At 56.5% G+C, this 25,534-nt stretch carries 26 protein-coding genes; 4 read left to right on the top strand and 22 right to left on the bottom strand.

The annotated features are described in order from the left end of the window. Nucleotides 1–13: 13 nt before the first annotated feature. The 15 genes from nuoI to FGU71_RS12125 all read right to left on the bottom strand — a co-directional run bounded on the left by nuoI (nucleotide 14) and on the right by FGU71_RS12125 (nucleotide 11,025). A complete protein-coding gene (gene nuoI / locus FGU71_RS12190) occupies nucleotides 14–502 on the bottom strand; it encodes an NADH-quinone oxidoreductase subunit NuoI (RefSeq protein ID WP_142788818.1) in 489 nt (162 codons plus the stop codon). Further along, a complete protein-coding gene (nuoH, locus tag FGU71_RS12185) occupies nucleotides 499–1,545 on the bottom strand; it encodes an NADH-quinone oxidoreductase subunit NuoH (RefSeq protein ID WP_142788817.1) in 1,047 nt (348 codons plus the stop codon). Before nuoH ends, nuoI begins: the two co-directional genes overlap by 4 nt. Further along, entirely contained in the window at nucleotides 1,542–3,560 is a 2,019-nt protein-coding gene (gene nuoG / locus FGU71_RS12180; RefSeq protein WP_142788816.1) for an NADH-quinone oxidoreductase subunit NuoG, read from the bottom strand. The genes nuoH and nuoG overlap by 4 nt, the downstream gene beginning before the upstream one ends. Further along, nucleotides 3,553–3,762, bottom strand: a complete 210-nt coding sequence (locus FGU71_RS12175) for a hypothetical protein (protein ID WP_142788815.1) — start codon at nucleotides 3,760–3,762, stop codon at nucleotides 3,553–3,555. Before FGU71_RS12175 ends, nuoG begins: the two co-directional genes overlap by 8 nt. Beyond that, nucleotides 3,759–5,054, bottom strand: coding sequence for an NADH-quinone oxidoreductase subunit NuoF (gene nuoF / locus FGU71_RS12170; RefSeq protein WP_185960289.1), 1,296 nt, complete (start codon nucleotides 5,052–5,054; stop codon nucleotides 3,759–3,761). The genes FGU71_RS12175 and nuoF overlap by 4 nt, the downstream gene beginning before the upstream one ends. Beyond that, nucleotides 5,041–5,229, bottom strand: a complete 189-nt coding sequence (locus FGU71_RS12165) for a hypothetical protein (protein WP_142788814.1) — start codon at nucleotides 5,227–5,229, stop codon at nucleotides 5,041–5,043. Before FGU71_RS12165 ends, nuoF begins: the two co-directional genes overlap by 14 nt. Beyond that, complete coding sequence (locus FGU71_RS14135) at nucleotides 5,219–5,383, bottom strand: hypothetical protein (protein ID WP_185960288.1); 165 nt, start codon at nucleotides 5,381–5,383, stop codon at nucleotides 5,219–5,221. The genes FGU71_RS12165 and FGU71_RS14135 overlap by 11 nt, the downstream gene beginning before the upstream one ends. Beyond that, entirely contained in the window at nucleotides 5,370–5,552 is a 183-nt protein-coding gene (locus FGU71_RS12160; RefSeq protein WP_142788813.1) for a hypothetical protein, read from the bottom strand. Before FGU71_RS12160 ends, FGU71_RS14135 begins: the two co-directional genes overlap by 14 nt. 88 nt (nucleotides 5,553–5,640) lie before the next feature. Continuing rightward, nucleotides 5,641–6,309 carry an NADH-quinone oxidoreductase subunit NuoE gene (gene nuoE, locus FGU71_RS12155; protein ID WP_142788812.1) on the bottom strand — a complete coding sequence of 223 codons (669 nt, stop codon included), beginning with the start codon at nucleotides 6,307–6,309 and terminating at the stop codon, nucleotides 5,641–5,643. After that, entirely contained in the window at nucleotides 6,302–6,490 is a 189-nt protein-coding gene (locus tag FGU71_RS12150) for a hypothetical protein (RefSeq protein WP_142788811.1), read from the bottom strand. Before FGU71_RS12150 ends, nuoE begins: the two co-directional genes overlap by 8 nt. Further along, nucleotides 6,487–7,698 (bottom strand): NADH-quinone oxidoreductase subunit D, encoded by a 1,212-nt coding sequence (locus tag FGU71_RS12145; RefSeq protein WP_142788810.1) that lies wholly within the window; start codon nucleotides 7,696–7,698, stop codon nucleotides 6,487–6,489. The genes FGU71_RS12150 and FGU71_RS12145 overlap by 4 nt, the downstream gene beginning before the upstream one ends. Continuing rightward, the gene (locus FGU71_RS12140; RefSeq protein ID WP_142788809.1) at nucleotides 7,695–8,468 is read right to left on the bottom strand and encodes an NADH-quinone oxidoreductase subunit C; all 774 of its coding nucleotides are present in this window, start codon (nucleotides 8,466–8,468) and stop codon (nucleotides 7,695–7,697) included. Before FGU71_RS12140 ends, FGU71_RS12145 begins: the two co-directional genes overlap by 4 nt. A 2-nt stretch (nucleotides 8,469–8,470) precedes the next feature. Further along, nucleotides 8,471–9,007, bottom strand: coding sequence for a NuoB/complex I 20 kDa subunit family protein (locus FGU71_RS12135; RefSeq protein ID WP_185960313.1), 537 nt, complete (start codon nucleotides 9,005–9,007; stop codon nucleotides 8,471–8,473). Nucleotides 9,008–9,072: 65 nt separating this feature from the next. Further along, nucleotides 9,073–9,447, bottom strand: a complete 375-nt coding sequence (locus tag FGU71_RS12130; RefSeq protein WP_142789129.1) for an NADH-quinone oxidoreductase subunit A — start codon at nucleotides 9,445–9,447, stop codon at nucleotides 9,073–9,075. A gap of 147 nt (nucleotides 9,448–9,594) precedes the next feature. Further along, nucleotides 9,595–11,025 carry a coniferyl aldehyde dehydrogenase gene (locus tag FGU71_RS12125; RefSeq protein WP_142788808.1) on the bottom strand — a complete coding sequence of 477 codons (1,431 nt, stop codon included), beginning with the start codon at nucleotides 11,023–11,025 and terminating at the stop codon, nucleotides 9,595–9,597. A gap of 151 nt (nucleotides 11,026–11,176) precedes the next feature. On the opposite strand from FGU71_RS12125, the gene FGU71_RS12120 reads away from it, so the two are divergent. Next, a complete protein-coding gene (locus tag FGU71_RS12120) occupies nucleotides 11,177–12,373 on the top strand; it encodes a thiolase family protein (RefSeq protein ID WP_142788807.1) in 1,197 nt (398 codons plus the stop codon). Between the two features lie 26 nt (nucleotides 12,374–12,399). Here FGU71_RS12120 and FGU71_RS12115 read toward each other — a convergent pair whose 3' ends face one another. Continuing rightward, the gene (locus FGU71_RS12115) at nucleotides 12,400–12,885 is read right to left on the bottom strand and encodes an SH3 domain-containing protein (protein ID WP_142788806.1); all 486 of its coding nucleotides are present in this window, start codon (nucleotides 12,883–12,885) and stop codon (nucleotides 12,400–12,402) included. Nucleotides 12,886–13,013: 128 nt separating this feature from the next. On the opposite strand from FGU71_RS12115, the gene FGU71_RS12110 reads away from it, so the two are divergent. Together FGU71_RS12110 and FGU71_RS12105 are read left to right on the top strand one after the other, a co-directional pair. Beyond that, on the top strand, nucleotides 13,014–14,030 hold the full coding sequence (locus tag FGU71_RS12110; protein WP_142788805.1) for a 2-hydroxyacid dehydrogenase: 1,017 nt from the start codon (nucleotides 13,014–13,016) through the stop codon (nucleotides 14,028–14,030). A 7-nt stretch (nucleotides 14,031–14,037) separates the two neighbouring features. Then, on the top strand, nucleotides 14,038–15,285 hold the full coding sequence (locus FGU71_RS12105) for an ammonium transporter (RefSeq protein ID WP_142788804.1): 1,248 nt from the start codon (nucleotides 14,038–14,040) through the stop codon (nucleotides 15,283–15,285). 62 nt (nucleotides 15,286–15,347) lie between these two features. On the opposite strand, the gene FGU71_RS12100 is transcribed toward FGU71_RS12105, so the two are convergent. From FGU71_RS12100 to FGU71_RS12080, 6 genes are all read right to left on the bottom strand, one after another. Beyond that, nucleotides 15,348–16,751, bottom strand: a complete 1,404-nt coding sequence (locus FGU71_RS12100) for an NAD(P)H-dependent flavin oxidoreductase (protein ID WP_142788803.1) — start codon at nucleotides 16,749–16,751, stop codon at nucleotides 15,348–15,350. A gap of 103 nt (nucleotides 16,752–16,854) precedes the next feature. Next, nucleotides 16,855–17,574, bottom strand: coding sequence for a class I SAM-dependent methyltransferase (locus tag FGU71_RS12095; RefSeq protein WP_142788802.1), 720 nt, complete (start codon nucleotides 17,572–17,574; stop codon nucleotides 16,855–16,857). Continuing rightward, nucleotides 17,571–17,696, bottom strand: coding sequence for a hypothetical protein (locus FGU71_RS14290; RefSeq protein WP_267901823.1), 126 nt, complete (start codon nucleotides 17,694–17,696; stop codon nucleotides 17,571–17,573). Before FGU71_RS14290 ends, FGU71_RS12095 begins: the two co-directional genes overlap by 4 nt. Continuing rightward, nucleotides 17,693–18,820, bottom strand: coding sequence for a peptide chain release factor 2 (gene prfB, locus FGU71_RS12090; RefSeq protein ID WP_142788801.1), 1,128 nt, complete (start codon nucleotides 18,818–18,820; stop codon nucleotides 17,693–17,695). Before prfB ends, FGU71_RS14290 begins: the two co-directional genes overlap by 4 nt. Nucleotides 18,821–18,909: 89 nt before the next feature. Further along, nucleotides 18,910–21,417 carry a penicillin-binding protein 1A gene (locus tag FGU71_RS12085; RefSeq protein WP_142788800.1) on the bottom strand — a complete coding sequence of 836 codons (2,508 nt, stop codon included), beginning with the start codon at nucleotides 21,415–21,417 and terminating at the stop codon, nucleotides 18,910–18,912. A gap of 100 nt (nucleotides 21,418–21,517) precedes the next feature. Beyond that, on the bottom strand, nucleotides 21,518–22,357 hold the full coding sequence (locus FGU71_RS12080) for an N-acetylmuramoyl-L-alanine amidase family protein (RefSeq protein WP_325053181.1): 840 nt from the start codon (nucleotides 22,355–22,357) through the stop codon (nucleotides 21,518–21,520). Nucleotides 22,358–22,831: 474 nt separating this feature from the next. Here FGU71_RS12080 and FGU71_RS12075 point away from each other — a divergent pair, with 474 nt between their 5' ends. Further along, nucleotides 22,832–25,519, top strand: coding sequence for an Rne/Rng family ribonuclease (locus FGU71_RS12075; RefSeq protein WP_142788798.1), 2,688 nt, complete (start codon nucleotides 22,832–22,834; stop codon nucleotides 25,517–25,519). Nucleotides 25,520–25,534 lie beyond the last annotated feature (15 nt).

Genomic DNA, 25,534 nt, shown 5'->3' with positions numbered 1-25,534 from the left:
CTTGCGCGCGCCCTTAACGGTACGGCGCGTCCGCTTCAAGATTAGCCGCGATGGCTCGTTCCCATTTGTCACCATTCGCGAGCAGTTTTGCCTTGTCATACAGCAGCTCTTCGCGGGTTTCGGTGGCGTATTCGAAGTTTGGTCCCTCAACCACGGCATCCACCGGGCAGGCTTCCTGACAGAACCCGCAATAGATGCACTTGGTCATGTCGATATCGTAACGCGTGGTGCGGCGGCTGCCGTCCTCGCGTGGTTCGCTCTCGATCGTGATCGCCTGAGCCGGACATACGGCCTCGCACAGCTTGCACGCAATGCAGCGTTCTTCGCCATTGGGATAACGGCGCAGCGCATGCTCACCGCGAAAACGCGGGGACAGCGGCGATTTCTCGAACGGATAGTTGATCGTCACCTTGGGCTTGAAGAAATACTTCAAGGTCAGCGCGTGCGCCTTCAGGAATTCCCAAAGAGTGAACGATTTGAGGAGCTGTGTTGCGGTGCTCATGAGAAATGTCCCGTGGCCATCAGATAGCCGGAAATAATTGCGACAAAGATCAGGCTCATCGGCAGGAACACTTTCCAGCCAAGCCGCATCAGCTGGTCATAGCGGTACCGCGGCACGGTCGCCCAAATCCAGCTGAACAGGAAGAAGAAGAAGAACGTCTTGAGCAGGAACCACACGATGCCAGGCACATAATACAGCGGCGCCCATTCAACCGGAGGCAGCCACCCGCCCATGAACAGCAGCGTGCACAGCGAGCACATCAGCAGGATGTTGGCATATTCGCCCAGCCAGAACAGCGCGAAGCTCATAGAGCTGTATTCGGTCTGATAACCGGCGACGAGTTCGGATTCCGCCTCGGTCAGATCAAACGGGGCGCGTGCGGTTTCAGCCAGCGCCGAGATAAAGAACACCACGAACATCGGGAACAGCAGCGGGTTTACGAAGAACCCGTTGATGAAGCCGAAGCCATGCCCTTGCTGAGCCATCACAATGCCGCTCATATTGAACGTGCCAGCAAACAGCACAACGCAGACCAGCACAAAGCCGATAGAAACCTCGTAAGAGATCATCTGCGCAGCCGCCCGCATGGCGGAGAAGAACGGATATTTGGAGTTCGACGCCCAACCGGACATCACTACGCCATAAACGCCCAGAGAGCTGATCGCGAGGATATAGAGCAGGCCGACATTGATATCGGACACCACAACGCCCGCATCGAACGGGATCACCGCCCACGCCGCGAGCGCGACTGTAAATGTGATGATCGGCGCGAGCAGGAAAATACCCTTGTTCGCCGCGCTGGGGATGATCGTTTCCTGAAGGAAAACCTTGAGGCCATCCGCAAATGATTGCAGCAAACCAAACGGCCCAACCACGTTAGGCCCGCGCCGCATCATGATCGCGCCGAGCACCTTGCGGTCGACATAGATCACCATCGCGACCGAGAACATTACGAGCAGCGAGATCACGATGATCCCGGTCAGCGTCGCGACGGTCCACGCCCATTCATAGGACATGCCGAGGGATTGGAAGAATTCGGTCACTCCGCAGCCTCCTGCATTTCATCACCGTGAATCAGTTCAGCCGAACATTGCTGCATGACCGCGCTTGCGCGGGCGATCGGGTTCGTCAGGTAGAAATCGGCAATCGGATAGGCGGCGATTTCGCCTTCCGCTTTGGCCTTGCCGTCCGCTTTCGGCAGGTCGCCATAATCCGCGAGGCCTTCTTCGCCAAGCGCCGGAACCGCCTTGATCATCGCAGCCTGAAGCTCCTCGAAGCTGTCAAAACCAACAGTCACGCCCAAAGCGTCTGCCAGCGCGCGCAGGATCGTCCAGTCTTCGCGCGCATCACCCGGCGCGAACACAGCCTTTTCAGCGAACTGCACGCGGCCTTCGGTGTTGACGTAGGTCCCATCTTTCTCCGCATAGCTCGCCGCTGGCAGGATGATGTCCGCCGCATGCGCGCCCTTGTCACCGTGGTGTCCGATATAAACCTTGAGGCTGTCGGCGAACGGTTCGCAATCCATCTCGTCCGCGCCGAGGCTCAGAACGACTTTGGGTTTCGCCGCTGCGATGTCAGCCATGCCGCCTTCGACCGTGAAATCGAGCATCAGCGAGCCCATGCGCGCCGCGCTCATGTGCAGCACGTTAAACCCGTTCCAACCATCCTTAACCAGGCCAAATTTGTCGACCAGCTTAAGCGCCGGTGCAAGCGCACCTTTCGCCAATGCCGCGCCGCCGATGATAATTGCGGGACGCTCGGCTGCTTTCATTGCATCGCCCAAAGCCTTGGGCACGCGGTTCAGCACTTTCAGGTCTTCACCGAGAAATTCTGCTGGGTAGGTCGTTTCCCATTCCGGGCCGACGACGAATACTTTCGCGCCCGCTTTCACAGCTTTGCGAAGGCGCGCATTGACGAGCGCCGCTTCCCAGCGGACATGACTGCCTACGATCAGAATCGCGTCAGCTGTTTCAATACCGGCCAGCGTCGAATTGAAATTGACCGCCGCGATGTTCGAAACGTCATAGGTCATGCCGGTCTGGCGCGCTTCGATCTGAGTGGAACCGCAGGCTTTCAGCAGCGTCTTGGCCGCAAACATCGTCTCGCAATCGACCATGTCGCCAGCGACCGCAGCGATGGAGGATTTTTTGGTGCCGAGCTGGCTCGCGATCGCGTCGAAGGCTTCGTTCCAGCTTGCAGGCTGCAATTTACCGCCTTTACGCATGAACACCTTGTCAAGGCGGCGTTTGGAAAGCCCGTCAACCTGATAGCGGCCCTTGTCCGACAGCCATTCCTCGTTGACGTCATCATTGATGCGCGGAAGCGCGCGCATGACTTCGCGGCCCTTTGAATGCAGCGAGATATTGGCGCCAACCGCGTCTGACACATCAATACTAAGAGTACGCTTCAATTCCCATGGACGCGCTTCGAACGCGTAAGGACGCGATGTCAGCGCGCCAACCGGACACAGGTCGATCACGTTTGCGCTAAGCTCGTGGCTCGCGGCTTGCTCAAGATATGTCGTGATCTGCATGTCCTCGCCGCGATAAAGCGCGCCGATTTCGTCCACGCCTGCGACCTCTTCGGAGAATCGCACGCATCGGGTGCAGTGGATACAACGGGTCATGATCGTCTTGATCAACGGGCCCATATATTTTTCGGTCACTGCGCGTTTGTTTTCACGCTCATAGCGCGAACCGCCGCGGCCATAAGCGACCGCCTGATCCTGAAGATCGCACTCGCCGCCCTGATCGCAAATCGGGCAATCAAGCGGGTGATTGATAAGCAGGAATTCCATCACACCTTCGCGGGCCTTTTTGACCATCGGCGTATCAGTGCGGATTTCCTGATTGTCGGCAGCGGGAAGCGCGCAAGACGCCTGCGGCTTGGGCGGCCCCGGCTTCACTTCGACCAGACACATGCGGCAATTGCCCGCAATGGAAAGGCGCTCGTGATAGCAGAAACGCGGGATCTCTTTGCCCGCAAGCTCGCACGCCTGAAGCACAGTCGCGCCTGCTGGGACTTCGATTTCCTGTCCGTCTACAGTTACCTTAGGCATTTTTTGCCTCGCTGTTACTGATCTGTTTGCGTGAACGCAGAAGCGTGGACCCACCGAGTAGGAACATGGCCACAGGTAAAGTTAGCCAGCCTATGATGGATTCATCGCCCGATGAATATCCTGCATACCCATCGAACAAAGCGACCACTCCAACGGCCATCATTACCCACGCAATCGCTATCTGAAGCCGGGAAGCGCTCATTCCGCTGCCTCCGCGAACTGTGCGTTGTGCTCGTGGATCCGCTTTTCCAGCTCAGGGCGGAAATGGCGGATCAGGCCCTGGATCGGCCACGCGGCTGCATCGCCGAGCGCGCAGATCGTGTGGCCTTCGACCTGCTTGGTCACTTCGTGCAACATGTCGATTTCCTCGATTGCCGCATCGCCGGTGCGCAGCCGTTCCATCATGCGCCACATCCAGCCTGTACCCTCACGGCACGGCGTGCATTGGCCGCAGCTTTCGTGTTTGTAGAAATAGGACAGGCGGCTGATGGCGCGGACAATATCGGTGGATTTGTCCATCACGATCACCGCTGCCGTGCCAAGACCCGAGCCAAGTTCTTTCAACCCGTCAAAATCCATGGGCGCTTGCCGGATTTGCTCGGCAGGCACCAATGGCACGGAAGAGCCGCCGGGTATAACCGCGAGCAGATTGTCCCAACCGCCGCGAATACCGCCGCAATGTTTCTCGATCAGCTCCTCGAATGGGATGCTCATCGCCTCTTCGACGACGCATGGCTTTTCGACATGGCCGCTGATCTGGAACAGTTTGGTGCCGTGGTTGCCTTCGCGGCCAAAGCTGCTGAACCACGATGCGCCGCGCCGCAGGATCGTGGGCACTACCGCAATGCTTTCAACATTGTTGACTGTGGTTGGGCAGCCATACAAACCAGCGCCCGCCGGAAATGGCGGTTTGAGGCGTGGTTGCCCTTTTTTGCCCTCTAGGCTTTCGATCATCGCGGTCTCTTCACCGCAGATATACGCGCCTGCACCGCGGTGCATGAACACGTCAAAATCGTATCCGGTCCCGCTCGCATTCTTACCAATGAAACCGGCATCATACGCTTCGTCGATGGCTTTCTGCAGGGTCTCTGCCTCGCGGATATATTCCCCGCGAATGTAAATATAGGCAGCCCGTGCGCGCATCGCGAAACCAGCGATCAGTGCGCCTTCGACCAGCTTGTGCGGGTCGTGACGAATGATTTCGCGGTCTTTGCATGAACCCGGCTCGGATTCGTCGGCATTGATAACAAGGAAGCTCGGACGGCCATCCTTGCTTTCTTTCGGCATGAATGACCATTTGAGACCGGTGGGAAAACCTGCCCCGCCCCGTCCGCGCAGGCCCGATGCTTTCATCTCTTCGATGATTGCTTCGTTACCGCGCTCAATCAGCGCCTTGGTGTTATCCCAATCGCCGCGCGCTTGCGCAGCTTTCAGACCCCAGTCCTGAAAGCCATAAACATTTGTAAAAATACGATCTTTATCAGCCAGCATCATTGCTATCCTCAGCGGAGATCACGCTGTTTTTGAGATGGTTTTGATATGCGAGGAAGAGAAACACGATCCCTCCCGTGACAAATATGAAATTGTGCATTTCACCATCCGTCGCCATCGAATAGGCGCCGAAAATGATGAAGGCGATACCGGCGATTGCGAGCAAATTACGAGCCATCTTCAGCCTTCTTTCCTTTGGCGATGAGCGCGGCCCCAATCGCCAGAAACGAGGCACCCAAGGCGACATTGATCGTGGCCATAAAGACCGTGCCAGCTGCCACGAACGCGATGCCGCCTGCCTTTTGCTTTTTGGCGGATTCAGCGGGCATCATTGTCCCTCTCCTTGGCCAGTTTCATTTGGCGCAGGGTCAAAACCTGCAAGAGCAGGCCCATCCCCATGAGCATGATGCCAATGGCGCGCTCTCCTGTTGCCGCGAGATATGCGCCTGCAAAAAAGCCAAACAGGCCAGCGATGGCCAATGCGAGAACGCCGCCATTCATAGCTGGTCATCTTTCCCGGTAGAGTTCAACGCGACCATCACAGCGATCAATGCAATCGCAACAGAGCCGAGAGCGATCCAAACAGCCATTACCATTCGCTCCGATAATCGTGGTTTGTACCAACCATCTCGGTGAGCGTCGTCGCTCCGCCAGCAGGTTCAGACGTATGGCGGCCGGGTTCCTGTGTGCCGGTCTTGGGCTGCTCACCCTTGGCCAGCGCGTCGAGAACCGCATCAAGGCGTTCGGGCGTCAGGTCTTCGTAATTGTCATCGTTGATCTGGACCATCGGCGCAGTCGCGCAATTGCCCATGCATTCGACTTCGGTGAGGGTCCACAGACCGTCTTCGGAGACATGGCCCATCTTCATCCCGCGCGATTTGCATGCGCTGATAATGTCGTCCGAGCCGCGTAGCATGCACGGCGTCGTGCCGCAGACCTGCACATGGTATTTCCCGACCGGTTTCATGTTGTACATGAAATAGAAGGTGGCGACTTCGAGCACGCGGATCGCGGGCATGTCGAGATAATCGGCGACATATTCGATAACCGGCATGGGCAACCAGCCCTGCGTATCGGTTTCTTCGCCAACCTGACGTTGGGCCAGATCGAGCAGCGGCATCACAGCCGATTTCTGGCGGCCTTCAGGGTATTTGGCGATGTGATAATCCGCCTTCGCCTTGTTCGCTTTTGACCAAGCGAATTGACCCCAGCGTGCGCGGAGTTCAGGCGTATCTGGTGCGGGTGTCCGGTCAGCCATTTTGCCCCCCGGCGCTAGGCGCTGATGCGAAAGCGTAGATGATGGCGATGAAACTCACGATAAAAAGGCCGGTTGAGACTCCAGCGGCGAAATCGTTGGTCTCAAGTTGAGGGAGCAAACGGATCGCCGCAGCAAGGGCCGCAATCAGAGCCGCGCTACCAAGCAAACGCTTATTGTTCATCGATCACACTCCCCAAACACCACGTCGATCGCGCCCAGAATGGCGGTCGCGTCGGGCAGCATGTGGCCCTTGCTCATGAACTCCATTGCCTGAAGGTGGCTGAACGCGGTCGGACGAATCTTGCAGCGGTATGGCTTGTTTGAACCATCGCTGACGAGATAGACGCCGAATTCACCCTTGGGGCTTTCGGTCGCGACGTAAACTTCGCCTTCGGGCACGTGAAAGCCTTCGGTGTAAAGCTTAAAGTGGTGGATCAGGCTTTCCATCGACTGTTTCATCTCGCCGCGTTTCGGCGGAGAAACTTTGCCATCGGCGCTAGCGATCTCGCCCTTGGGCATTTGCGCGATGCATTGTTTGATAATCTTCGCGCTCTCGCGAACCTCGGCAACGCGGACCATGAAGCGATCATAGCAATCCGAGTTTGTGCCCACCGGAATATCAAATTCCATGCGGTCATAAACATCATAAGGCTGTGATTTGCGCAGGTCCCACGGGATGCCCGCCGCGCGGATCATCGGGCCGCTAAAGCCCCATGCGACAGCATCGTCGCGGCTGACCACGGCGATATCGACGTTACGCTGTTTGAAAATGCGGTTGTCGATCACCAGGCTCATCGCGTCGTCGAACAGCTGGAAAAACCGGTTATCGAGCCAGTCGCCAATATCGACCAGCAGCTTTTCCGGCACATCCTGATGAACACCGCCGGGACGGAACCATGCAGAGTGCATCCGCGCGCCCGAAGCCCGCTCAAAAAAGTTCATGCAATCTTCGCGCAGATCCATGATCCACAGGTTCGGCGTAAACGCCCCCACGTCCAGCACGTGCGCACCCATATTGAGCATGTGATTGCAGATCCGGGTCAGCTCGGCGAACAGCACACGCAGATATTGCGCACGCTCCGGTACTTCGAGGTTCAGCAGCTTCTCAATTGCGAGCACATAGGAATGCTCCTGACACAGCGGCGAACAGTAATCGAGCCGGTCAAAATAAGGCAGCGCCTGAAGATAGGTTTTCTGCTCGATCAGCTTTTCGGTGCCGCGGTGCAGCAAGCCGATATGCGGATCGATCCGTTCGATCACTTCGCCGTCAAGCTCCATTACCATGCGCAAAACGCCGTGCGCGGCCGGGTGCTGCGGGCCAAAGTTGATCGTGTAATTCGAGATGACTTCGCCATCTGTGGTGGGCGATTCTTCAATCTGCATACTCATGCTCCGCCCTCCTCTTTTTCATCGGCAATTTCGACTTCGACCATGTTCGGCGGAACAGCATCGGTGCCTTCTTCCGCCAGTTTCTCGGCCGTTTCGCCCGCTCCCGTATCCGAAGGCTTCTCGGTTACTTTCGGTTTGTCGACTTCGGGCGGGCCATCGGCCTTTTCATCACCCGGCAAGACATAATCGGACCCTTCCCATGGGCTTAGGAAATCGAATGTCCGCATATCCTGTGGCAGTTCGACAGGCTCATACACCACCCGTTTTTCCTCCTCGGAATACCGCAGCTCGGTATAACCGGTCATTGGGAAATCTTTACGGAAGGGATGCCCTTCGAAACCGTAATCGGTGAGGATACGGCGCATGTCTTTGTTGCCCGCAAACGTGACACCGTACATGTCGAACACTTCGCGTTCTAACCAGCCCGCATTGGGCCACAGCGTGGTGATGGTCGGAACCGGCGTGTTTTCATCGGTTGAACACTTCACCATGATCCGATGATTTTTTGTCAAGCTCAACAGCATGTAAACGACTTCAAACCGCTCGGCGCGATCGGGATAGTCGGCACCGGCCATTTCCATCATTTGTTGATATTTGTGATCGTCACGCAAAATGCGGAGAACTTCTGCAATCGCGTCGCGCTGAACGGTGAATATAACCTCACCATGCTTTTCAGCCGCAGACAGCAGCCAGACACTGATGCTTTCGCTAAGCGCAGCAACCACGCCGTCATTCGATGCATATTTCGGAGCGGAATGAAGAACAGCCATGATTACCGCTCAATCGTCCCTGCGCGGCGGATTTTCCGCTGCAATTGCATCACACCGTAAAGCAGCGCTTCGGCTGTTGGAGGACAGCCGGGCACGTAGATATCGACTGGCACGATCCGGTCGCAGCCGCGAACGACGCTGTAGGAATAGTGATAATATCCGCCGCCATTGGCGCAGCTGCCCATGCTGATCACATATTTCGGATCGGACATCTGATCGTAAACCTTGCGCAGCGCGGGCGCCATCTTGTTACAGAGTGTGCCTGCAACGATCATCAGGTCCGATTGACGCGGAGACGCGCGCGGCGCAGCGCCAAACCGCTCCATATCATAACGCGGCATGTTGGCGTGGATCATCTCCACCGCGCAGCACGCAAGACCAAATGTCATCCACCACAACGATCCTGTGCGCGCCCATTGGAACACATCTTCGGTCGAGGTGACGAGGAAACCCTTGTCATTCACCTCAGTCTGGAGCGCGTTGAAATAGTCCGCATCGGGCTGCTTGATCTCGCCGCCCTTTGCAGTCGGCATAGTCATCGCCGCTTCGCTCGCGCTGATTGGCACGGTCGCCGGAGTGATAATCGTATTGTTCGAAGAGCCTGTCATTCCCAATCCAAAGCTCCTTTCTTCCATTCGTAAGCAAGGCCGACGGCGAGGATGAACAGGAATGTCATCATGCCAATCCAACCGACCCATTGTGTTTCACCAAGGCTGACCGCCCAAGGAAACAGGAACGCAGCCTCAAGATCGAAGATGATAAAGCTGATCGCGACCAGATAGAACCGCACATCAAATTGGCTGCGCGCGTCTTCGAATGCAGGAAACCCGCATTCATACTCGCTGAGCTTTTCCGCATCTGGATTGTGCGAGCCGGTTAGACGCGAGACGCCCATCGGCAAAAATACGAAAAGCACCGACAAACCAAAGGCGATGAAGATGAATATCAGTATCGGTAGATACTGGCTGAGGTCGATCACAGCGATTTCCAAGTCTGATTAATCCCTGAGGCGCGTCTAGGCGTGTCACCTTTTCGGCGCAAGAGCGCGACTCGATCAAATCTACGCTTAATCGTTGCAGAATATCGAACCTTCCCCGCATTCCGCGCGGAGAAGGCCCGGTTTTTCTTACTTCATCATGCCCGCAGCGGCTTTTTCAGTCGCCTTGCCATAAGGCGGCTTGAACCCGCCCAGCTTCGCAATATCAATCTTTGGCTGGTGATAGACTGCCCGTGCATGGCTGAATTCACGGAAACCCTCGATCGCGTGATAACTGCCAATGCCCGATGGCCCGACACCGCCAAATGGCAGGTCTTCCATTGAAACATGGAAAATCACGTCATTAGTCGTAACACCGCCCGATATTGTACGGGTAAGAACACGCTCTTGCTCGTCTTTGTCATCACCAAAATAATACAGCCCGAGCGGGCGATCATGCTCGTTGATATAATCGACCGCCTGATCGACTGCTTTGTATGTCTTTACAGGCAAGATCGGACCAAAGATTTCTTCCTGCATCACCTTCATATCATCATGCACGTTCTTGATGATGTTCAACGGCATTTTGCGTTGATTGGCGTTGCTGAAATCTTCGCCGCCTGGATTCACCTCGATCACTTCGGCACCTTGCTCGCGTGCGTCCTCAACCAGACCCTGCAGGCGTTCAAAATGTCGATCTGATACGATCGAGGCATAGTCATCATTTTCAAGCAGTGTCGGATAAAGGTTGGCGACACCATTGGACACGCCAGCAATGGCTTCGTCCTGCTTTTCCTCGGGCACATACATGTAATCCGGCGACAGACAGATCTGGCCTGCGTTCATCATCTTGCCCAGCGCGATGCGTTCTCCCGCCTTTTCGAAATCCGCACTACGTCCAAGAACAACCGGCGATTTACCGCCCAGTTCAAGCGTCACCGGAACAAGGTTTTCAGCCGCCGCCTGCATTACCCGCCGGCCTGTCTCGGTAGAGCCGGTGAATACCAGATGATCAAAAGGCAGTGAAGAAAATGCAGCTGCAACTTCAGGTCCGCCGGTTACCACTGCTACTTCATCCGGAGTGAAATATTCCTCGACCAGCTCGGCCATCAAAAGGCTTGTGCGCTCGGTGAACTCGCTCGGCTTGATCATCGCGCGATTGCCCGCCGCGAGAACCTGCATCAGCGGCGAAAACGCCAGATTTACGGGGAAATTCCACGGGCTGAGAATGCCGATAACGCCTTTGGGTTCGTAGCGCACTTCTGCCTTCGCACCCAGCAACCCGAGCGGGAATTGCACTGGCCGCTTATCGGGCTTGGCCCATTTATCCATATTCTTTAGCGCATGTTTGCCCGCGCCAACCGTGCCGGCAATATCCGTAAGCATCGATTGTTCGACCGCCCGGTTACCAAAATCGGCGCTCATTGCCTTGCAGAGGTTTTCGGCGTGCTCCTTAAGCAAGGCCATCGCCCGCTTGATACGGTCTTTGCGCATCGCCATGCTTTCGGGGCGCGATGCGGTGAAAGCGTCACGTTGTCGCTTAAGCAGTTTTTCGAGTTCTTCGCGGCGGTCATCGGCCATGTGCATCTCCCAAAGGAATTTTTCCGTTTTGATTTGCTATCATGTTTGATGGAAAGTCGCCGCGCTTGCAAGCCGCACCATAGCTGATTGAACTTGCCGCCCCGCACGATTACATGGCTGAAACCAGATTCTTCATCCCAGGAGCATTCGAATGCCGCACTTTTCCCAAGCCGATCCCGTTGTCATTCTTTCATACGCCCGCACACCGATGGGCGGAATGCAAGGCGCGCTTTCTGATGTATCGGCTACCGACCTCGGAGCGACTGCGGTTAAGGCCGCTGTTGAACGCTCAGGAATAGCTGGCGGCGATTTTGATCGAGCATACATGGGCTGCGTACTGCCCGCCGGATTGGGTCAGGCCCCCGCGCGTCAGGCGGTTATCAAGGGCGGTCTGCCGGAATCAGTGCAGGCGACAACTGTCAACAAAGTGTGCGGGTCAGGCATGCAGACCGTCATCATGGGCGCAGAGGCCCTGGCCAGCGGAACAATCGACATGGTTATTGCAGGCGGCATGGAAAGCATGACCAATGCGCCATACCTGCTGAAAAAGCACCGCTCAGGCGCGCGTATCGGTCATGACACCGCCTATGATCATATGTTCCTGGATGGGCTGGAAGATGCCTACGAGGAAGGCCGGGCGATGGGCACATTTGCTCAGGATACAGCGAACGAATATCAACTGACCCGTGAAGAGCAGGATGAATATTCAATCGAATCCCTGCGCCGCGCCAACGCCGCGATTGAAAGCGGTGCCTTTTCCGGTGAAGTTGTTCCTGTCACTTTCTCCACCCGCAAAGGTGATGTGACCGTCGAAACCGATGAACAGCCAGGCAAAGGTCGTCCTGACAAAATCCCGCAGCTACGCGCCGCATTTGCGAAAGACGGCACCATCACAGCAGCCACATCCAGCTCGATCTCGGACGGTGCCGCAGCGGTGGTTCTGACCCGTGCGAGCGTAGCCAAGGACAAAGGCGCCACTCCGGTTGCCAAAATCGTTGCCATGGCCGCCCACGCCCGCGCTCCAAAGGATTTCACCGTTGCACCGGTAGGCGCGATTGAAAAGGTTCTGAAAAATGCCGGCTGGAGCGTTGATGACGTCGATCTGTGGGAAGTGAACGAGGCGTTTGCCTGCGTTTCCATGTTCGCCATGCGCGACATCGGCATCCCGCATGAAAAGATCAACGTAAACGGCGGGGCAACCGCTCTGGGGCACCCTATCGGGGCCTCGGGTACGCGCATTATCGTAACTCTGCTCAACGCGTTAAAGACGCAGGGCAAGACAAAAGGCGTCGCCAGCCTTTGCATCGGCGGCGGTGAAGCCACCGCAGTGGCACTCGAACTCGTCTGAAAATTTCGATTGTACGCGGGCGGGCCCTAAGGCTCGCCCGCGCCCCATATCCGATCAGCTGGAACCCAGCCACGGCGGCCAGTTACATCCAATTCGCACCATTCTTCGCGGCATCCCAGCAGCCTGCCAACAACGCCGGGTTCTGCGCGCCATTGCAGGCTGGATGATGCATCGGGCAAAGCCCGCATATCGACCAGCCCGTCTCCGATAATCAAAGCACCGCGATCCAGTGTTAGCTGGCTGGCGGCTATCCACCCCTGAACACCTTCGGGGTCCTGGACCAATCGCCATCCCTCGCGCATGCGCACGACTTTTACTGGCAATCCCTTGCGCCGGTACAGCCATTCAATCTTATATTCGCCGCTCGGTCCGACCCGCATGCGGACTTCATCATATCGAAGCGATGCCCAATACGGTGTTTCGCGGTCCTGAGCATGTGCAGGGCTCGCGGTGATCCCTGCGGCGATAAACACTACGAAGGCCAAAAAGGAGAGAATACGAACAGCGGTCATAATGACCGATAGTAGCCTGATCGGTGGCCGCATCAACAGGGATTGATGTAAAGAGATTTCCACCATTGTTCGCGGGGCCTGTTCGCGGCATCTTGACCGCCCCGCCTCTATCGCCTTAGCCCCATTGCATGACTACACATCACACACCGCCGCACTTTCCCTCTGGCAAACCCAAAGTGGTGGTGACGCGTCAATTGATGCCCAGTGTCGAGACGCGCATGAGCGAGCTTTACGAGGCAACGCTGAACTCCAGTGATGAACCCATGAGCCGCGATTCCCTGATCGCGGCAATGCAGGACTGTGACGTATTGGTGCCAACTGTCACCGATCGGATCGATGCAGGCATGATCGAGGCCGCAGGAGAACGGTTGTGCCTGATCGCCAGTTTCGGTGCGGGCACAGAACATATTGATCTGGCCGCCGCTGCCGCTCGCAAAATCATCGTTACAAACACGCCCGGTGTTTTCACAGATGATACAGCAGATATTGCGATGGCCGGTATTATCGGGGTTCCGCGCCGCATCCGCGAAGGCACAGCTTTGGTGCGTAAAGGCGAATGGACCGGTTGGGCGCCATCCGGTCTTTTGGGCCGGAAGATCGGCGGGAAAACGCTTGGTATTGTCGGCATGGGCCGGATCGGACAGGCTGTTGCCCACCGTGCCCGCGCATTTGGGTTGGAAGTAGCCTATTACAATCGCAAGCGGATGCCCGATGCGTTGGAACAAATGCTAAGCGCGCGCTATGTTGGTGATCTGGATACGCTTGTGTCCGAAGCCGATATTCTCACGCTCCATTGCCCCCTGACCGAAGACACACGTAACCTGCTGGATGCGCGGCGGATTTCGCTGATGAAAGACGGATCGAGCGTAATTAACACGGCGCGAGGCGAGCTGATCGATCAGGATGCGCTTATTGACGCACTTTATGCTGGCAAATTGATCGGTGCCGGTCTGGATGTGTATCCAGACGAGCCCAATGTGGATGAGCGTTTGCTCAAACATCCCAATGTCATGACACTGCCGCACATCGGCAGCGCCACGGCCGAAGGGCGCGAGGCGTCGGGAGAAAAAGTTATCGCCAATATCCGCTTTTGGGCGGACGGCCACCGCCCACCGGACCAAGTCCTTACCGCATTGATCGGATAATTTTTCTATGATCGCTGACCCCGCCGCTCTGGCCGTACCTGATACGGGCGACACTGCATGGATTTTGGCAAGTTCTGCGCTTGTCTTGTTGATGACTTTACCTGGCCTTGCGCTGTTTTACGGCGGTCTGGTGAGAGCAAAGAATGTGCTTTCGGTCCTCCTCCAATGCGGGGCAATCGCAGCCTTGGCCTCTGTCTTGTGGGTCGTTGTCGGATACACTCTGGCGTTCGGACAGGTAACAAATGGATGGATCGGCGGCGGAAACGCGGTTTTGTTCAAGGAACTGGCAAATGTGCGCGATGGTACCCTCGTGCCAGAAAGCGCGTTTGCGCTGTTTCAGATGACGTTTGCTGTCATTACTCCGGCTTTGATGGTCGGCGCATGGGTGGAGCGAGCGCGGTTTTCATGGGTTCTGGGTTTCAGCGCGCTGTGGCTGCTGATCGTTTATGCTCCGGTCGCCCACTGGCTGTGGGGCGGCGGCTGGCTGGCGAGTGAATACGGAACGCTGGATTTTGCCGGTGGCCTCGTTGTGCACACGACCGCAGGCGTATCGGCGATTGTGGTCGCCATGCTGCTTGGCAAACGCAAAGGCTTTCCAGAACAATTCATGATGCCTCACGCTCCGGTTCTCACAGTAATCGGCGCCGCGCTTTTGTGGGTTGGGTGGTTCGGGTTTAATGGCGGCTCTGCGCTTGGCGCAAACGATAATGCCGCGAGCGCGATTATCTCCACCCATATTGCCGCAAGCGCCGCAGCTCTCACATGGCTTTTGTGCGAGAAACTGAGTCTTGGCAAACCAACCAGTATCGGCTGGGCAACCGGCGCGATTGCCGGCCTCGCGACAATTACTCCAGCGGCTGTGTTCGTTTCACCGGGGGCCGCAATTCTGTTCGGTATTTTGGGATCTTTGATTTGTTACGGAGCGATCCAGCTCGTGAAAAACCGCTGGCACATTGATGATTCTCTCGATGTTTTCGCAGTCCACGGGATGGGAGGTTTGCTCGGCACGATGCTGCTGGCGGTATTTATCTCGCCCGATTTTGGAGGAACCGGCTATTTCGGCGAAATGACCATGACCAGCCAGCTCACAGCGCAAGCCATCGGCATTGGCGCGGTCGCGCTTTGGAGCGCAGTCGGCACGGTCATAATCGCGCTAATGGTATCGATCGTGTTCCCGCTGCGAGTGGCCGCCGACGATGAGCAGGACGGGTTGGACATTTCAAGCCACGGTGAACGCGGATGGGAACTGGATTGATCCGCGCCGCCCTGGTCTGAAATACTACCAAAAAACAGCCCTCCGCTAAGGAGGGACTGCCATCAGTCCCCGGTCAAAATCCGCTCGACCAATTCGCCAACGGTGGGCGTATAATTGTTCGAGTAGAACGGGTCCTGCTTAAACCGGTATGCAGCATGCCCTGCAAAGGCGAGATTATCGTCGGGATGGCCGCCATGCGCGATGTCTTGCAGCGTTTTCTGGATGCAGAAACTGCGAGGGTCCGCAAGGCGTCCGGTGGTGTAATCGTCGTGGTCTTTCCAGCTGGAAAACTGGCAATGCGACAAACAGCCCATGCAATCCTGCTGGTCCTTGCGAATAGTATCGCGAGTATCGGGTTCAACAAAAACTATGGTCCCATCGGGCGTCTTAAGGGGCTCTGTGTGCCCTGCCCGCATCCAGATTTCGGCCTTTTGCTTATCCTCTGGCATCACCCAGAATGATCTCGCTTTGCCTTCTTCACTCAATTGCACAGTGCCCTCTTCCTCTCCTCGTTTGAAGAATGGAATCTGGCGTTCACTGCGATGCATCAGATCATACAAGAACGGCGTTTTCACCGCGCTTGAATAGAACCCGGTCGGTGAGAATTTGTGAAGCAGGACATCGCCTTTTTCGACGTTACGCAGCATGTCTTTCCAGACCTGCGGAATCGGGCTTTCCTGCGTCAATAACGGGCGCGTGCCGAACTGAAACGCGATTGTGCCCAATTCAGGATTGTCGATCCAATCGTTCCATTCGCGAAGGCACCAAACGCCGCCCGCCATTACGATGGGCACGTCATCCGACACACCTTCTGCACGCATCATATCGCGCAGAACTTTTACACGCGGGTACGGATCTTCGGGCTTGGTCGGGTCTTCGGCGTTCGAAAGTCCATTATGACCGCCTGCCAACCACGGGTCTTCGTACACCACTGCAGCCATCAAATGCGGCACATTCTTGTAACTGCGTTTCCACAATGCGCGGAAGGCCCGGCCCGAGCTGACGATGGGGAGATAACACACATCAAAGCGCGCTGCGATTTCAGCGAGTTTATAAGGCATACCCGCGCCGCAAGTGACGCCGGTGATCATACCCTTGCATTCTTCCAGAACACCTTCGAGTACAGCCTGAGCCCCGCCCATTTCCCACAGGACGTTGATGTTGATCGCGCCCTTGCCGCCGGAGATCTCATAGGCTTTTTTGACCTGAGTGCTGGCACCATCAATCGCGTATTTGATCAGCTGTTCGTGGCGTTCCTGCCGTGTCGCCTGGGGATAAACCTGCGGGATCGGATCGCCGTTTTCATCATAGCTATCCGCATTAACCGCCGAGACGGTACCGATGCCGCCTGCCGCAGCCCATGCGCCCGAACTGGAATGGTTGGTTGCTGATACGCCTTTGCCGCCTTCGACAAGCGGCCACACTTCACGCCCGCCGTAAACAATCGGGCTAAGTCCCTTAAACAATGGAATGCTCCCCTGCGCGTTGCCTTGTACGCGTCATTTGTTAGTGCCCATAGAGTTGCTGCGCTTTCAGTGCAATAATTGAGCGCCATCATCGCCGCACGGATTACCCGTTGCTGCATGCCTTTATAACTGACGGTTCAACCCTCTGTTCCCCGCGTTCAAAACGAGCGAAATAGCCGCGAATGTCGGGCCGCTCGATAAACTCGACAAGGTTGTAACCGACCGCTTCAAACTCGCAAAACAATAGCTTAGGCGAGATGCCGTGCTGGTCCGTGGGCCGGTCCACATCGACAACGATGATCTGGCCATTGGCTGCCAATGCCGGCCAAAGACGCCACAAAAACGCATAAGGCTCCTGCACTTCGTGATACATGTGGACCAGAAAAATTCGGTCAAAACTGTCCACGGGAAGTTGCGGATCGTCGGGCTGCCCCAGCTTTATCGAAATATTTTCAAGCCGTTCGCGTTCAACCCGCCGGCCAAGCCGCTCCAACGCTTCGCGGCTAATGTCTTGCGCCAGAACGCGTCCGTCATTGCCGACACGTTCGGCAAGACGAATGGTATAGTATCCCTCGCCCGCGCCGATATCGGCCACCGTTGTGCCTTCTTCGATATTGGCGAGATCCATGACCACTTGCGCTTCGCCGCGTTCATCGCGCGCATCTTCGTTTGAAAATTCGTTGGATACGACCTTGGAAACGGGCCGGTCGGGCCGCGGGAATTCGGCGGCGCTATCGGCACGGTTCTGATCTGGGACAAGGCCCTCACACGCCGCGAACAAGGGCATGATGCAAAGCAAAGCAAAGGTAGGAATACGCATCATGGAATTGGCAAAGCCCCGAAACCGGGCGAAAACGGAGCAAAAGCGGCACCTGCACGCGGCATGTCTTCACGAGCGATATGGCCTTTGGGAGCGATCCAGCCTTTATCGACGACACGCCTCATTCGACGTCCTCGATATCGACAGTCTCCCCTGTGACCTGTTGAGCCAAAGCCGCGGAAATGAATTCATCGATTTCGCCATCCAGCACCTTGTCAGGCGAGCTCGACGTGACGCCGGTGCGCAAATCTTTGACCATCTGATACGGTTGCAGGACATAGGACCGGATCTGATGCCCCCATCCGATATCGCTTTTTTCCTGATATTCGCCCGATGCGACCGCTTCACGTTCGGCCATCTCACGCTCAAACAACCGCGCTTTCAACATATTCATCGCAGTCGCGCGGTTTTTATGCTGGCTCCGGTCATTTTGGCTGGCCACCACGATTCCGGTGGGTTGGTGCGTTATGCGAACGGCGGAATCGGTCGTATTGACGTGCTGACCACCCGCGCCAGAGGCTCTGTATGTATCAATCTTAAGGTCCGATGGATCGATCTCGATTTCGATATCGTCATCGATAACCGGATAAACCCACACGCTTGAAAAGCTCGTGTGACGCTTTGCCGCGCTGTCATAAGGGCTGATGCGGACAAGCCGGTGGACGCCGCTTTCCGTTTTGGAATAGCCATAGGCGCCGTCACCTTTGATCAATAAGGTTGCCGATTTGATACCTGCCTGATCGCCAGCCTGATACTCGACCGTCTCGATCTTGAACCCGCGCCGTTCGGCCCATCGTCCGTACATGCGGAACAGCATCTCTGCCCAATCCTGGCTTTCCGTGCCGCCTGCGCCGGCATGGATTTCCAGATAGGTGTCGTTGTTATCCGCTTCACCAGACAAAAGCGCCTGCACCTTGTCGGCGTCGGCACGGTTGGCGAGTTTTTCCAGGCTTGCCAGACCATCATTGACGATCGTTTCTTCGCCTTCGGCCTCACCCATTTCGATGAATTCGATCGCGTCCGACATTTCCGCTGAAATCTCGCGAACCGTATTTACCGCTGTCTCAAGGGTTTTCTGCTCTCGGCTGATGGCCTGCGCCTCTTTGGGATTGTCCCACAATGTAGGATCCTGAACGCGGGCATCCAGCTCATCAAGGCGGCGCAACGCGCGCTCCCAATCGAGCGATTGACGGACCAGATCCAGCGCTGCTTCGATCCGGTCAATATTGGCTTGGGCCTCGGCCCGCATAAGCTATCCTTTAAATCGCTGTTCGCGCCGCGTTTAGCGCCAGACGTCCGATTGTAAAACGAAGGTGTCCGTCATGGGCACCGATTGTGTCAGTAAATACCACCGCGATCTTCAACAAAATCGTCGGGTTGGCCATCACCGCTTTCAACCACCGGCCGCACTGTCCGCCGGCTCTGCCTGATCAGAGAGAGGATTTCGTCGCGTTTGGACGCGATTTCGTCTTGCCGGGTTGCACGCTCTGGTTCGGTATCGGGTTTGAATGCTTCCCAAATCACTGCGGACTTTGGATCGTTCGTTGGCCAAACGTCAAACACCCGTTTCCCGGTGCGCCGATCGATGCGGACCATACGTACGCCCTCAGGCGCAATTGCCGGAAGATCGCTCCACCGGTCCCGCGAATTTGTAATCAGGTCCTTGATTATAGGGGCCACAATCGTCCCGCCCTGGGCATAGCCGCCAAGGTTTCGCGGCGTATCAAACCCGACATATGCGCCCGCAACCATCTGCTGCGTCCCGCCCACGAACCACACATCTTTCGGGCCAGTGGTGGTTCCTGTTTTACCAAAGAGCGGCAGGCCGAGTGTGTTCAGGACAGTCGCAGTGCCGCGTTCAACCACACCTTCCAACATATGCATCGTTTGGAATGCTGTGCGCGCATCCATAACCTGCTTGCCGCTAGAACCCATGCGCGGCATCGGTGCGCCGTCCCATTGATCCATATTACAGCTGTTGCATTTGCGCTCATCTGCGCGCCAGATCACTTTGCCCCGGCGATCCTGAACATAATCGATAACAGTCGGTGTGTTGAGCCGCCCGTGATTGGCAAGCGCGGAATAGGCGCCAACCATTCGCATAACGGTCGTTTCTTCTGATCCAAGAGCTGTGGCAGCGTAAGGATCGGCCTCTCCGATTCCCATTGATTCGATTGTATCGACAACATTATCCATTCCGGCCTGCATACCGATCTGGACAGTCATGATGTTCTGCGACTGCTCGAGCCCGTACCGCATCGGGAATTGCCCGGCACGTCCGCCGCGAATGCATTTTTCGCCCAGTCGATTGCCCTGATAATAGCAGAACCGCGTGTTATCGATCTCCGTCGAGGGGGTCATGCCATTGTCCAAACCGGTCGCGTAAACGAACGGCTTGATGGTTGAGCCTGGCTGACGCATGGCCTGTGTTGCGCGGTTGAAATCAGACAGCCGGTGATCGAACCCGCCCTGCATTGCGACAACGCGGCCAGTTTGCGGGTTCTGGACAACCAGCCCGCCTTGAGCGGTGGGGATAGTGGCTACGCGAAAACCTGATCCTTGCGGACGCACGGCGATCACATCGCCTGCTTTCAACGCGTTCGGCAAACCCGCCAAGGGGGCTTCATCGCCGTTGGAAAAACCGATTGTCGCGCTGCTGCCAGTACGCTGTGTGACGACACCGATGCGCCAATCCTTGTACCGAATCGAGAGGTATGAACTTGCCAGTTGCCCGGCCCAATTGCCCTCGCTGAGATCGATATTCGCAATCGGCCCGCCCCACCCTCTGCGGCCATGGTACCGCACAAGCCCAGCCCGCAAAGCATCGCGCGCTGCCTCTTGCAGTTCTGGGTCAAGCGATGTGCGGACCCAAAGACCGCCAGCATAAACGCTGTTGTTGCCTTGCTCCGCGTTCTCACCAAATTGTTCGATAAGCTGCCGCCGAACTTCCTCAAGGAAATATCCGGCATCAACCGAACGCTGCGACCGCTGGTTTACCAGACCAAGCGGCATTTTGGCCGCCTGGTCTCTTTCGGCGGCGGTGATGTAGCCATTCTCTTCCATCTGCCGCAAAACAAAATCGCGGCGGGTCAGCGCAGCGTCTTCCTCGCCCGCACGGCCATACCGTTCCGGGGCTTTTGGCAGTATCGCCAAAAACGCCATTTCGTGCAGATCAAGCTCGCCTACATCTTTATCAAAATAAGCGCGCGACGCGGCCTGAACACCAAAACTGCGGCGTCCCAGCGGAATCTCATTGAGATACAGCTCAAGGATTTCTTCCTTGGTCAGCACGTCTTCGATACGGCTCGCAAGGATCATCTCCTTAAGTTTGCGCGTGACCGAATATTCATCGCCCAACAGCAGAACTTTAGCGAGCTGCTGGGTGATGGTTGAACCGCCAACCGCGCGGTCGCCAGAGCCGTATTTTGTGGCGTAATCAAACACCGCATTAGCCGTGCCCGTCAGGTCAACCCCGCCATGGCTGAAAAACGTCTTATCCTCGGCAGACAGATACGCACCGATCAACCGTTCCGGCAGGTCAGGGAACTGCAACTGGACACGTCGTTCACGCGCGTAAGAATGGACGATTTCACCGTCTGCACCGCGCACCACCGTGGGCAGAGGTGTTTCATATTCGAGCAGGCTTTCGGCTTCGGGAAGGTCATTTGCCAGCCACACAAATACCGCAACCCAGAATACCAAGCCTAACGCCACCAGAACGGCAGCAATCTTGAACAATAAGCTGTTGCGCCATTTCGCGGCGAACCAGGCAGACGCCCCGCCCAGATCGCGGTTCAAGCGATAGCGGAAATATTCTAGACCGGAGGAAGAAGGATTATCTGTCATCGTTCGAACGCGGTTAGCACGAGTTATATCGGCCTTACCAGCGGCTTTGGCCCTAATTTACACGTGTCATCCATTATCATGAATCCAACCGGTCTGCGCTCTAAAATTCGCTGCGGCGGGCGAAGTAGACCCGGATCGCCTGGCTCAGAACTTCGGCATACTGAGCGCGGCCGTCGTCGGTGGTGAGGCGTGCGCGGTCCGTTTTATTGGTTACAAATCCGCTTTCAAACAGCACAGCGGGCACATCGGGCGCTCTTAAAACCGCAAGCGCGGCTGATCTGCGCGAAGAGGGGTGAAATTGCAGCTTCCCCTCACCTTCGCGGGTGATCAGTGATGCAAATTCAGAGGCGTCCTCCTGCGTCCGGGCCTGCGACAATTCGACCAGAATCGCGCTCACCCGTTCAGTTTGTCCGTCTATTTCGATGCCATTTACCCGGTCAGCGCTATTTTCGCGGGCTGCAAACCGCGCCGCAGCCTCGCTCGACGCCTCGTTTGACAAGATGTAAATGCTAGCACCTGATACGGCGCTGTCCTCACCAGCGGAATCGGCGTGGATCGAAATAAACAGATCCGCTTCAAGTTGCCTGGCGATCTCTGGACGATCTGCGAGGGGAACGATCCGATCATCTGAACGCGTCAACGCGACCCGAATGCCGCCTTGTGCGATCAACATGTCTCTTAAAGCGAGACTTAGATCGAGAACTACGTCTTTCTCACTCACTCCGGCGCTGACCGAACCCGGATCGCGCCCTCCGTGTCCGGCATCTATCACGACCAAAGGCCGCGTTTCATCATCAGGGCCCTCGATAACTGGCAATTCCAAGGGCTCGATTTCAGGCTCAAGCAAGAAACTGAGCACGTAATCCCTACCCCATTCAGGCACCGGAATCTTAACACCCCATGCGTATGCGCCCCCAAGCAGGAGGGCAGGAATTGCCACAATCAGGATCAGGAGCGTTCGAATGCTCATCGCAATGTGTGCTTAGAATGTCCAACAACCTAAGCGCAATAGAGTTGCGAGACGAAACCCACGGTGCTAACAGTCAAAATTCTGAAACAACATCGCTTGGGCCGCGTAACACCCGCTCTTCGTTGAACGTTTCTTCCGCTCGGCCCCACCAACCGCGACAGTCGCAAGGCGGGGCCGCACAACAGGTTGATGTAGTGACGAGACACTTCTCCTCGCAGTTAGATTCGCAGCGCCCATGGGGCGCGCGCGAAGATGCGAGCCGGAGCGCGGTATTTTTCCGCAGCTCGATCACAGCAGACACGAACATCGCAGGCTCCTCGGTAACACGGCGAGAAGCGAAGAACCCAAACGGCGCGGTTAATCTGCGCCTTTATTTATCACACAATACACGCCCCCTTCGCGAGCCTTTGGCTGCGCGCGGCCGCGGCGTCTGGAGACAATTTAATGGCAACGCGCATGCTAATCGATGCGCGCCACTCGGAAGAAACCCGGGTGGCGGTTCTCAAAGGCAATCGAATTGAGGAATTCGACTTTGAATCTGCTGAACACAAGCAGATCAAAGGCAATATCTATCTGGCGAAAGTAACACGGGTCGAACCGTCGCTTCAGGCGGCATTTGTCGATTTCGGCGGCAATCGCCACGGTTTCCTCGCTTTCAACGAAATCCACCCCGACTATTATCAAATCCCGTCCGAGGATCGTCAGGCGCTGCTCGATGAAGAAGCAGAGGCAGCCGAAGAAGAAGCGCGCCTTCGTGACGAAGATGAAGAAGACGGCATAACCCCCGGCGAAGAATATGACGCCGATGATGAAAGCTCGGAAGCATTAGCCGAAGATCTCGCCGAAGACGGTCTTGAAGAGATCGACACATCGGAAAAAGACAAGGTTTCCACCATCGAAGATGGCGCATCAGATGATGACGATTCGGACGATGATGACGATGACGATGACGACAGCGAAGATGATGGGGACGAGTCATCCGAGGACAAAAATTCGCGGCGTGGTAGAGGCCGCGGACGTGGCCGTCGCCGTCAGGGTAAAGGCCCCAAAGGCAACAGCAAAGGCCGCAGCCGCGCCAAACAGGTTGACGAAGTGCGTGCGAAACGCATGGCCCTCCGTCGCCGTTATAAAATCCAGGATGTGATCCAGCGCCGTCAGGTTGTTCTGGTGCAGGTCGTCAAGGAAGAGCGCGGCAATAAAGGCGCCGCGCTGACAACGTATCTCAGCCTTGCCGGGCGTTACACCGTCCTGATGCCAAACAGCTCGCACGGCGGCGGTATCAGCCGCAAGATCAGCTCTTCGAGTGACCGCAAGCGTTTGAAGCAGGTCATCAATGACATGTCCCTGCCCAAAAGCATGGGTTTGATTGTTCGCACCGCTGGCCTCAGCCGGACTAAAACCGAAATCAAGCGTGATTTTGATTACCTCGCCCGCCTGTGGGACGAAATTCGCGAAAAGACGCTGTCCTCAACCGCGCCCAGCCTTGTCCATTCGGACAGTGACCTGATCAAACGCGCGATCCGCGATATCTACAATCGTGAAATCGAAGAGGTCATCGTCGAAGGCGAAGAAGGGTACAAGCTGGCCAAGGGCTTTATGAAATTGCTCATGCCCAGCCACGCTCGCAGGGTAAAAGCCTATTCAGATCCTGTGCCCATGTTCCAAAGATACGGAGCCGAGGATCAATTGCGGGCGATGTATGACCCGATGGTTCAGCTAAAATCGGGCGGCTATTTAATCATCAATCCGACCGAAGCCCTTGTTTCAATTGATATTAACTCGGGCCGATCGACCAAAGAACACGGCATTGAGCAGACCGCCCTTCACACCAACCTCGAAGCGGCGCGGGAAATTGCGCGGCAATTGAGGTTGCGCGATATGGCTGGACTTGTCGTGATCGATTTCATCGACATGGAATACAATTCCAATGTTCGCAAAGTCGAAAAGGCGATGAAGGACGCGCTCAAGAACGATCGGGCGCGTATTCAGGTTGGCCGCATTTCAGGCTTTGGCTTGATGGAAATGAGCCGTCAGCGCCTGCGCACTGGCGTCCTTGAAGCGACGACACGCGAATGTCCGCATTGCGATGGCACCGGCCTTGTCCGCACGGCCTCGTCTGCTGGTTTGTCCGCGCTTCGCCTCATCGAAGACGAAGCCGCCAAAGGCAAAGGCACTGTCATCAAGCTCGCGGCCAGTACCGAAGCGGCGATCTATATGCTCAATGAAAAACGCTCCGAGCTGGTCGAGATCGAACAGCGTTACGGCGTGACCGTCGAAGTGCTGCCGGAAGGCGAGGACGAAGGCGCCAAAATGGCGGTTTCCAGCGCCGGTCCACGCCCGGCCGAAGCGCCTAAATTCGCCCCCATCATTGATGAAGATGATGATGAGGATGACATTCCAGAGGAAAACGAATTCGATTCCGAAGAGGATGACGGCGAGAACAAGAAAAAGCGCCGCCGCCGCCGCGGTGGCCGTGGTCGCGGAAAGAAACGTCCGGAGAACGAAACCGAAGGTTCAGATGAGAACTCGGATGATGGCTCAGACCAACCGGCATCAGACAATGACAGCGATGACAACGGCGATGAAAAGCCGAAGCGCCGCCGCCGCCGTGGCGGCCGTGGACGTCGCAGAAAGCCTGATGATGCAGCGACAGAAGGCAGCGCAGAAGGCCTTGAGCAGGTTTCAGAGCAGGTCAAAGAAGACATGCCTGTGGTTGCCGGACCTGACGATGCGCCGGAAACAGCCGCTGCGATGGCGGAAGAGGTGCCGGCTGCTGAAAAGCCAAAGCGCAAGCGGGCTCCGCGGAAGAAGAAGGTAGAAGAGCCGGCGACGGACGCACCTGCGGATGCACCTGCCGAAGCATCGGCGGAGCAAGCTGCTCAATCGGAAACCGCCGAGGCGCCAGCTGAAAAGCCAAAGCGCAAGCGGGCTCCGCGAAAGAAAAAGGTTGAAGAGCCAGCTGCGGACGCACCTGCCGAAACAAAGGCGGAGGCACCTGTAAAGGAAAAGCCAGCTCCGAAACCTGCCGCTAAACCCAGAACGGCGAGCAAGAAGGTAGAAGCAGAACCTGACGAAGCAGAATCGACCGGCGGTAAGAAACGCGGTTGGTGGCAGCGGACGTTTGGCGAATAAGCCAAAGCTTGCACC

It is taken from the genome of Erythrobacter insulae (genome assembly GCF_007004095.1).
Taxonomy (GTDB): domain Bacteria; phylum Pseudomonadota; class Alphaproteobacteria; order Sphingomonadales; family Sphingomonadaceae; genus Erythrobacter; species Erythrobacter insulae.
This window is presented reverse-complemented; position numbering and strand designations above follow the sequence as displayed.

What these genes read in the sequence shown, in the direction of transcription:
- nuoI (WP_142788818.1), bottom strand. Translation starts at nt 502, where the DNA reads ATGAGCACCGCAACACAGCTCCTCAAATCGTTCACTCTTTGGGAATTC.
- nuoG (WP_142788816.1), bottom strand. Translation starts at nt 3,560, where the DNA reads ATGCCTAAGGTAACTGTAGACGGACAGGAAATCGAAGTCCCAGCAGGC.
- FGU71_RS12175 (WP_142788815.1), bottom strand. Translation starts at nt 3,762, where the DNA reads ATGAGCGCTTCCCGGCTTCAGATAGCGATTGCGTGGGTAATGATGGCC.
- nuoF (WP_185960289.1), bottom strand. Translation starts at nt 5,054, where the DNA reads ATGATGCTGGCTGATAAAGATCGTATTTTTACAAATGTTTATGGCTTT.
- FGU71_RS12165 (WP_142788814.1), bottom strand. Translation starts at nt 5,229, where the DNA reads ATGGCTCGTAATTTGCTCGCAATCGCCGGTATCGCCTTCATCATTTTC.
- FGU71_RS14135 (WP_185960288.1), bottom strand. Translation starts at nt 5,383, where the DNA reads ATGATGCCCGCTGAATCCGCCAAAAAGCAAAAGGCAGGCGGCATCGCG.
- FGU71_RS12160 (WP_142788813.1), bottom strand. Translation starts at nt 5,552, where the DNA reads ATGAATGGCGGCGTTCTCGCATTGGCCATCGCTGGCCTGTTTGGCTTT.
- nuoE (WP_142788812.1), bottom strand. Translation starts at nt 6,309, where the DNA reads ATGGCTGACCGGACACCCGCACCAGATACGCCTGAACTCCGCGCACGC.
- FGU71_RS12150 (WP_142788811.1), bottom strand. Translation starts at nt 6,490, where the DNA reads ATGAACAATAAGCGTTTGCTTGGTAGCGCGGCTCTGATTGCGGCCCTT.
- FGU71_RS12145 (WP_142788810.1), bottom strand. Translation starts at nt 7,698, where the DNA reads ATGAGTATGCAGATTGAAGAATCGCCCACCACAGATGGCGAAGTCATC.
- FGU71_RS12140 (WP_142788809.1), bottom strand. Translation starts at nt 8,468, where the DNA reads ATGGCTGTTCTTCATTCCGCTCCGAAATATGCATCGAATGACGGCGTG.
- FGU71_RS12135 (WP_185960313.1), bottom strand. Translation starts at nt 9,007, where the DNA reads ATGACTATGCCGACTGCAAAGGGCGGCGAGATCAAGCAGCCCGATGCG.
- FGU71_RS12125 (WP_142788808.1), bottom strand. Translation starts at nt 11,025, where the DNA reads ATGGCCGATGACCGCCGCGAAGAACTCGAAAAACTGCTTAAGCGACAA.
- FGU71_RS12120 (WP_142788807.1), top strand. Translation starts at nt 11,177, where the DNA reads ATGCCGCACTTTTCCCAAGCCGATCCCGTTGTCATTCTTTCATACGCC.
- FGU71_RS12115 (WP_142788806.1), bottom strand. Translation starts at nt 12,885, where the DNA reads ATGACCGCTGTTCGTATTCTCTCCTTTTTGGCCTTCGTAGTGTTTATC.
- FGU71_RS12110 (WP_142788805.1), top strand. Translation starts at nt 13,014, where the DNA reads ATGACTACACATCACACACCGCCGCACTTTCCCTCTGGCAAACCCAAA.
- FGU71_RS12105 (WP_142788804.1), top strand. Translation starts at nt 14,038, where the DNA reads ATGATCGCTGACCCCGCCGCTCTGGCCGTACCTGATACGGGCGACACT.
- FGU71_RS12095 (WP_142788802.1), bottom strand. Translation starts at nt 17,574, where the DNA reads ATGATGCGTATTCCTACCTTTGCTTTGCTTTGCATCATGCCCTTGTTC.
- FGU71_RS14290 (WP_267901823.1), bottom strand. Translation starts at nt 17,696, where the DNA reads ATGAGGCGTGTCGTCGATAAAGGCTGGATCGCTCCCAAAGGCCATATC.
- prfB (WP_142788801.1), bottom strand. Translation starts at nt 18,820, where the DNA reads ATGCGGGCCGAGGCCCAAGCCAATATTGACCGGATCGAAGCAGCGCTG.
- FGU71_RS12085 (WP_142788800.1), bottom strand. Translation starts at nt 21,417, where the DNA reads ATGACAGATAATCCTTCTTCCTCCGGTCTAGAATATTTCCGCTATCGC.
- FGU71_RS12075 (WP_142788798.1), top strand. Translation starts at nt 22,832, where the DNA reads ATGGCAACGCGCATGCTAATCGATGCGCGCCACTCGGAAGAAACCCGG.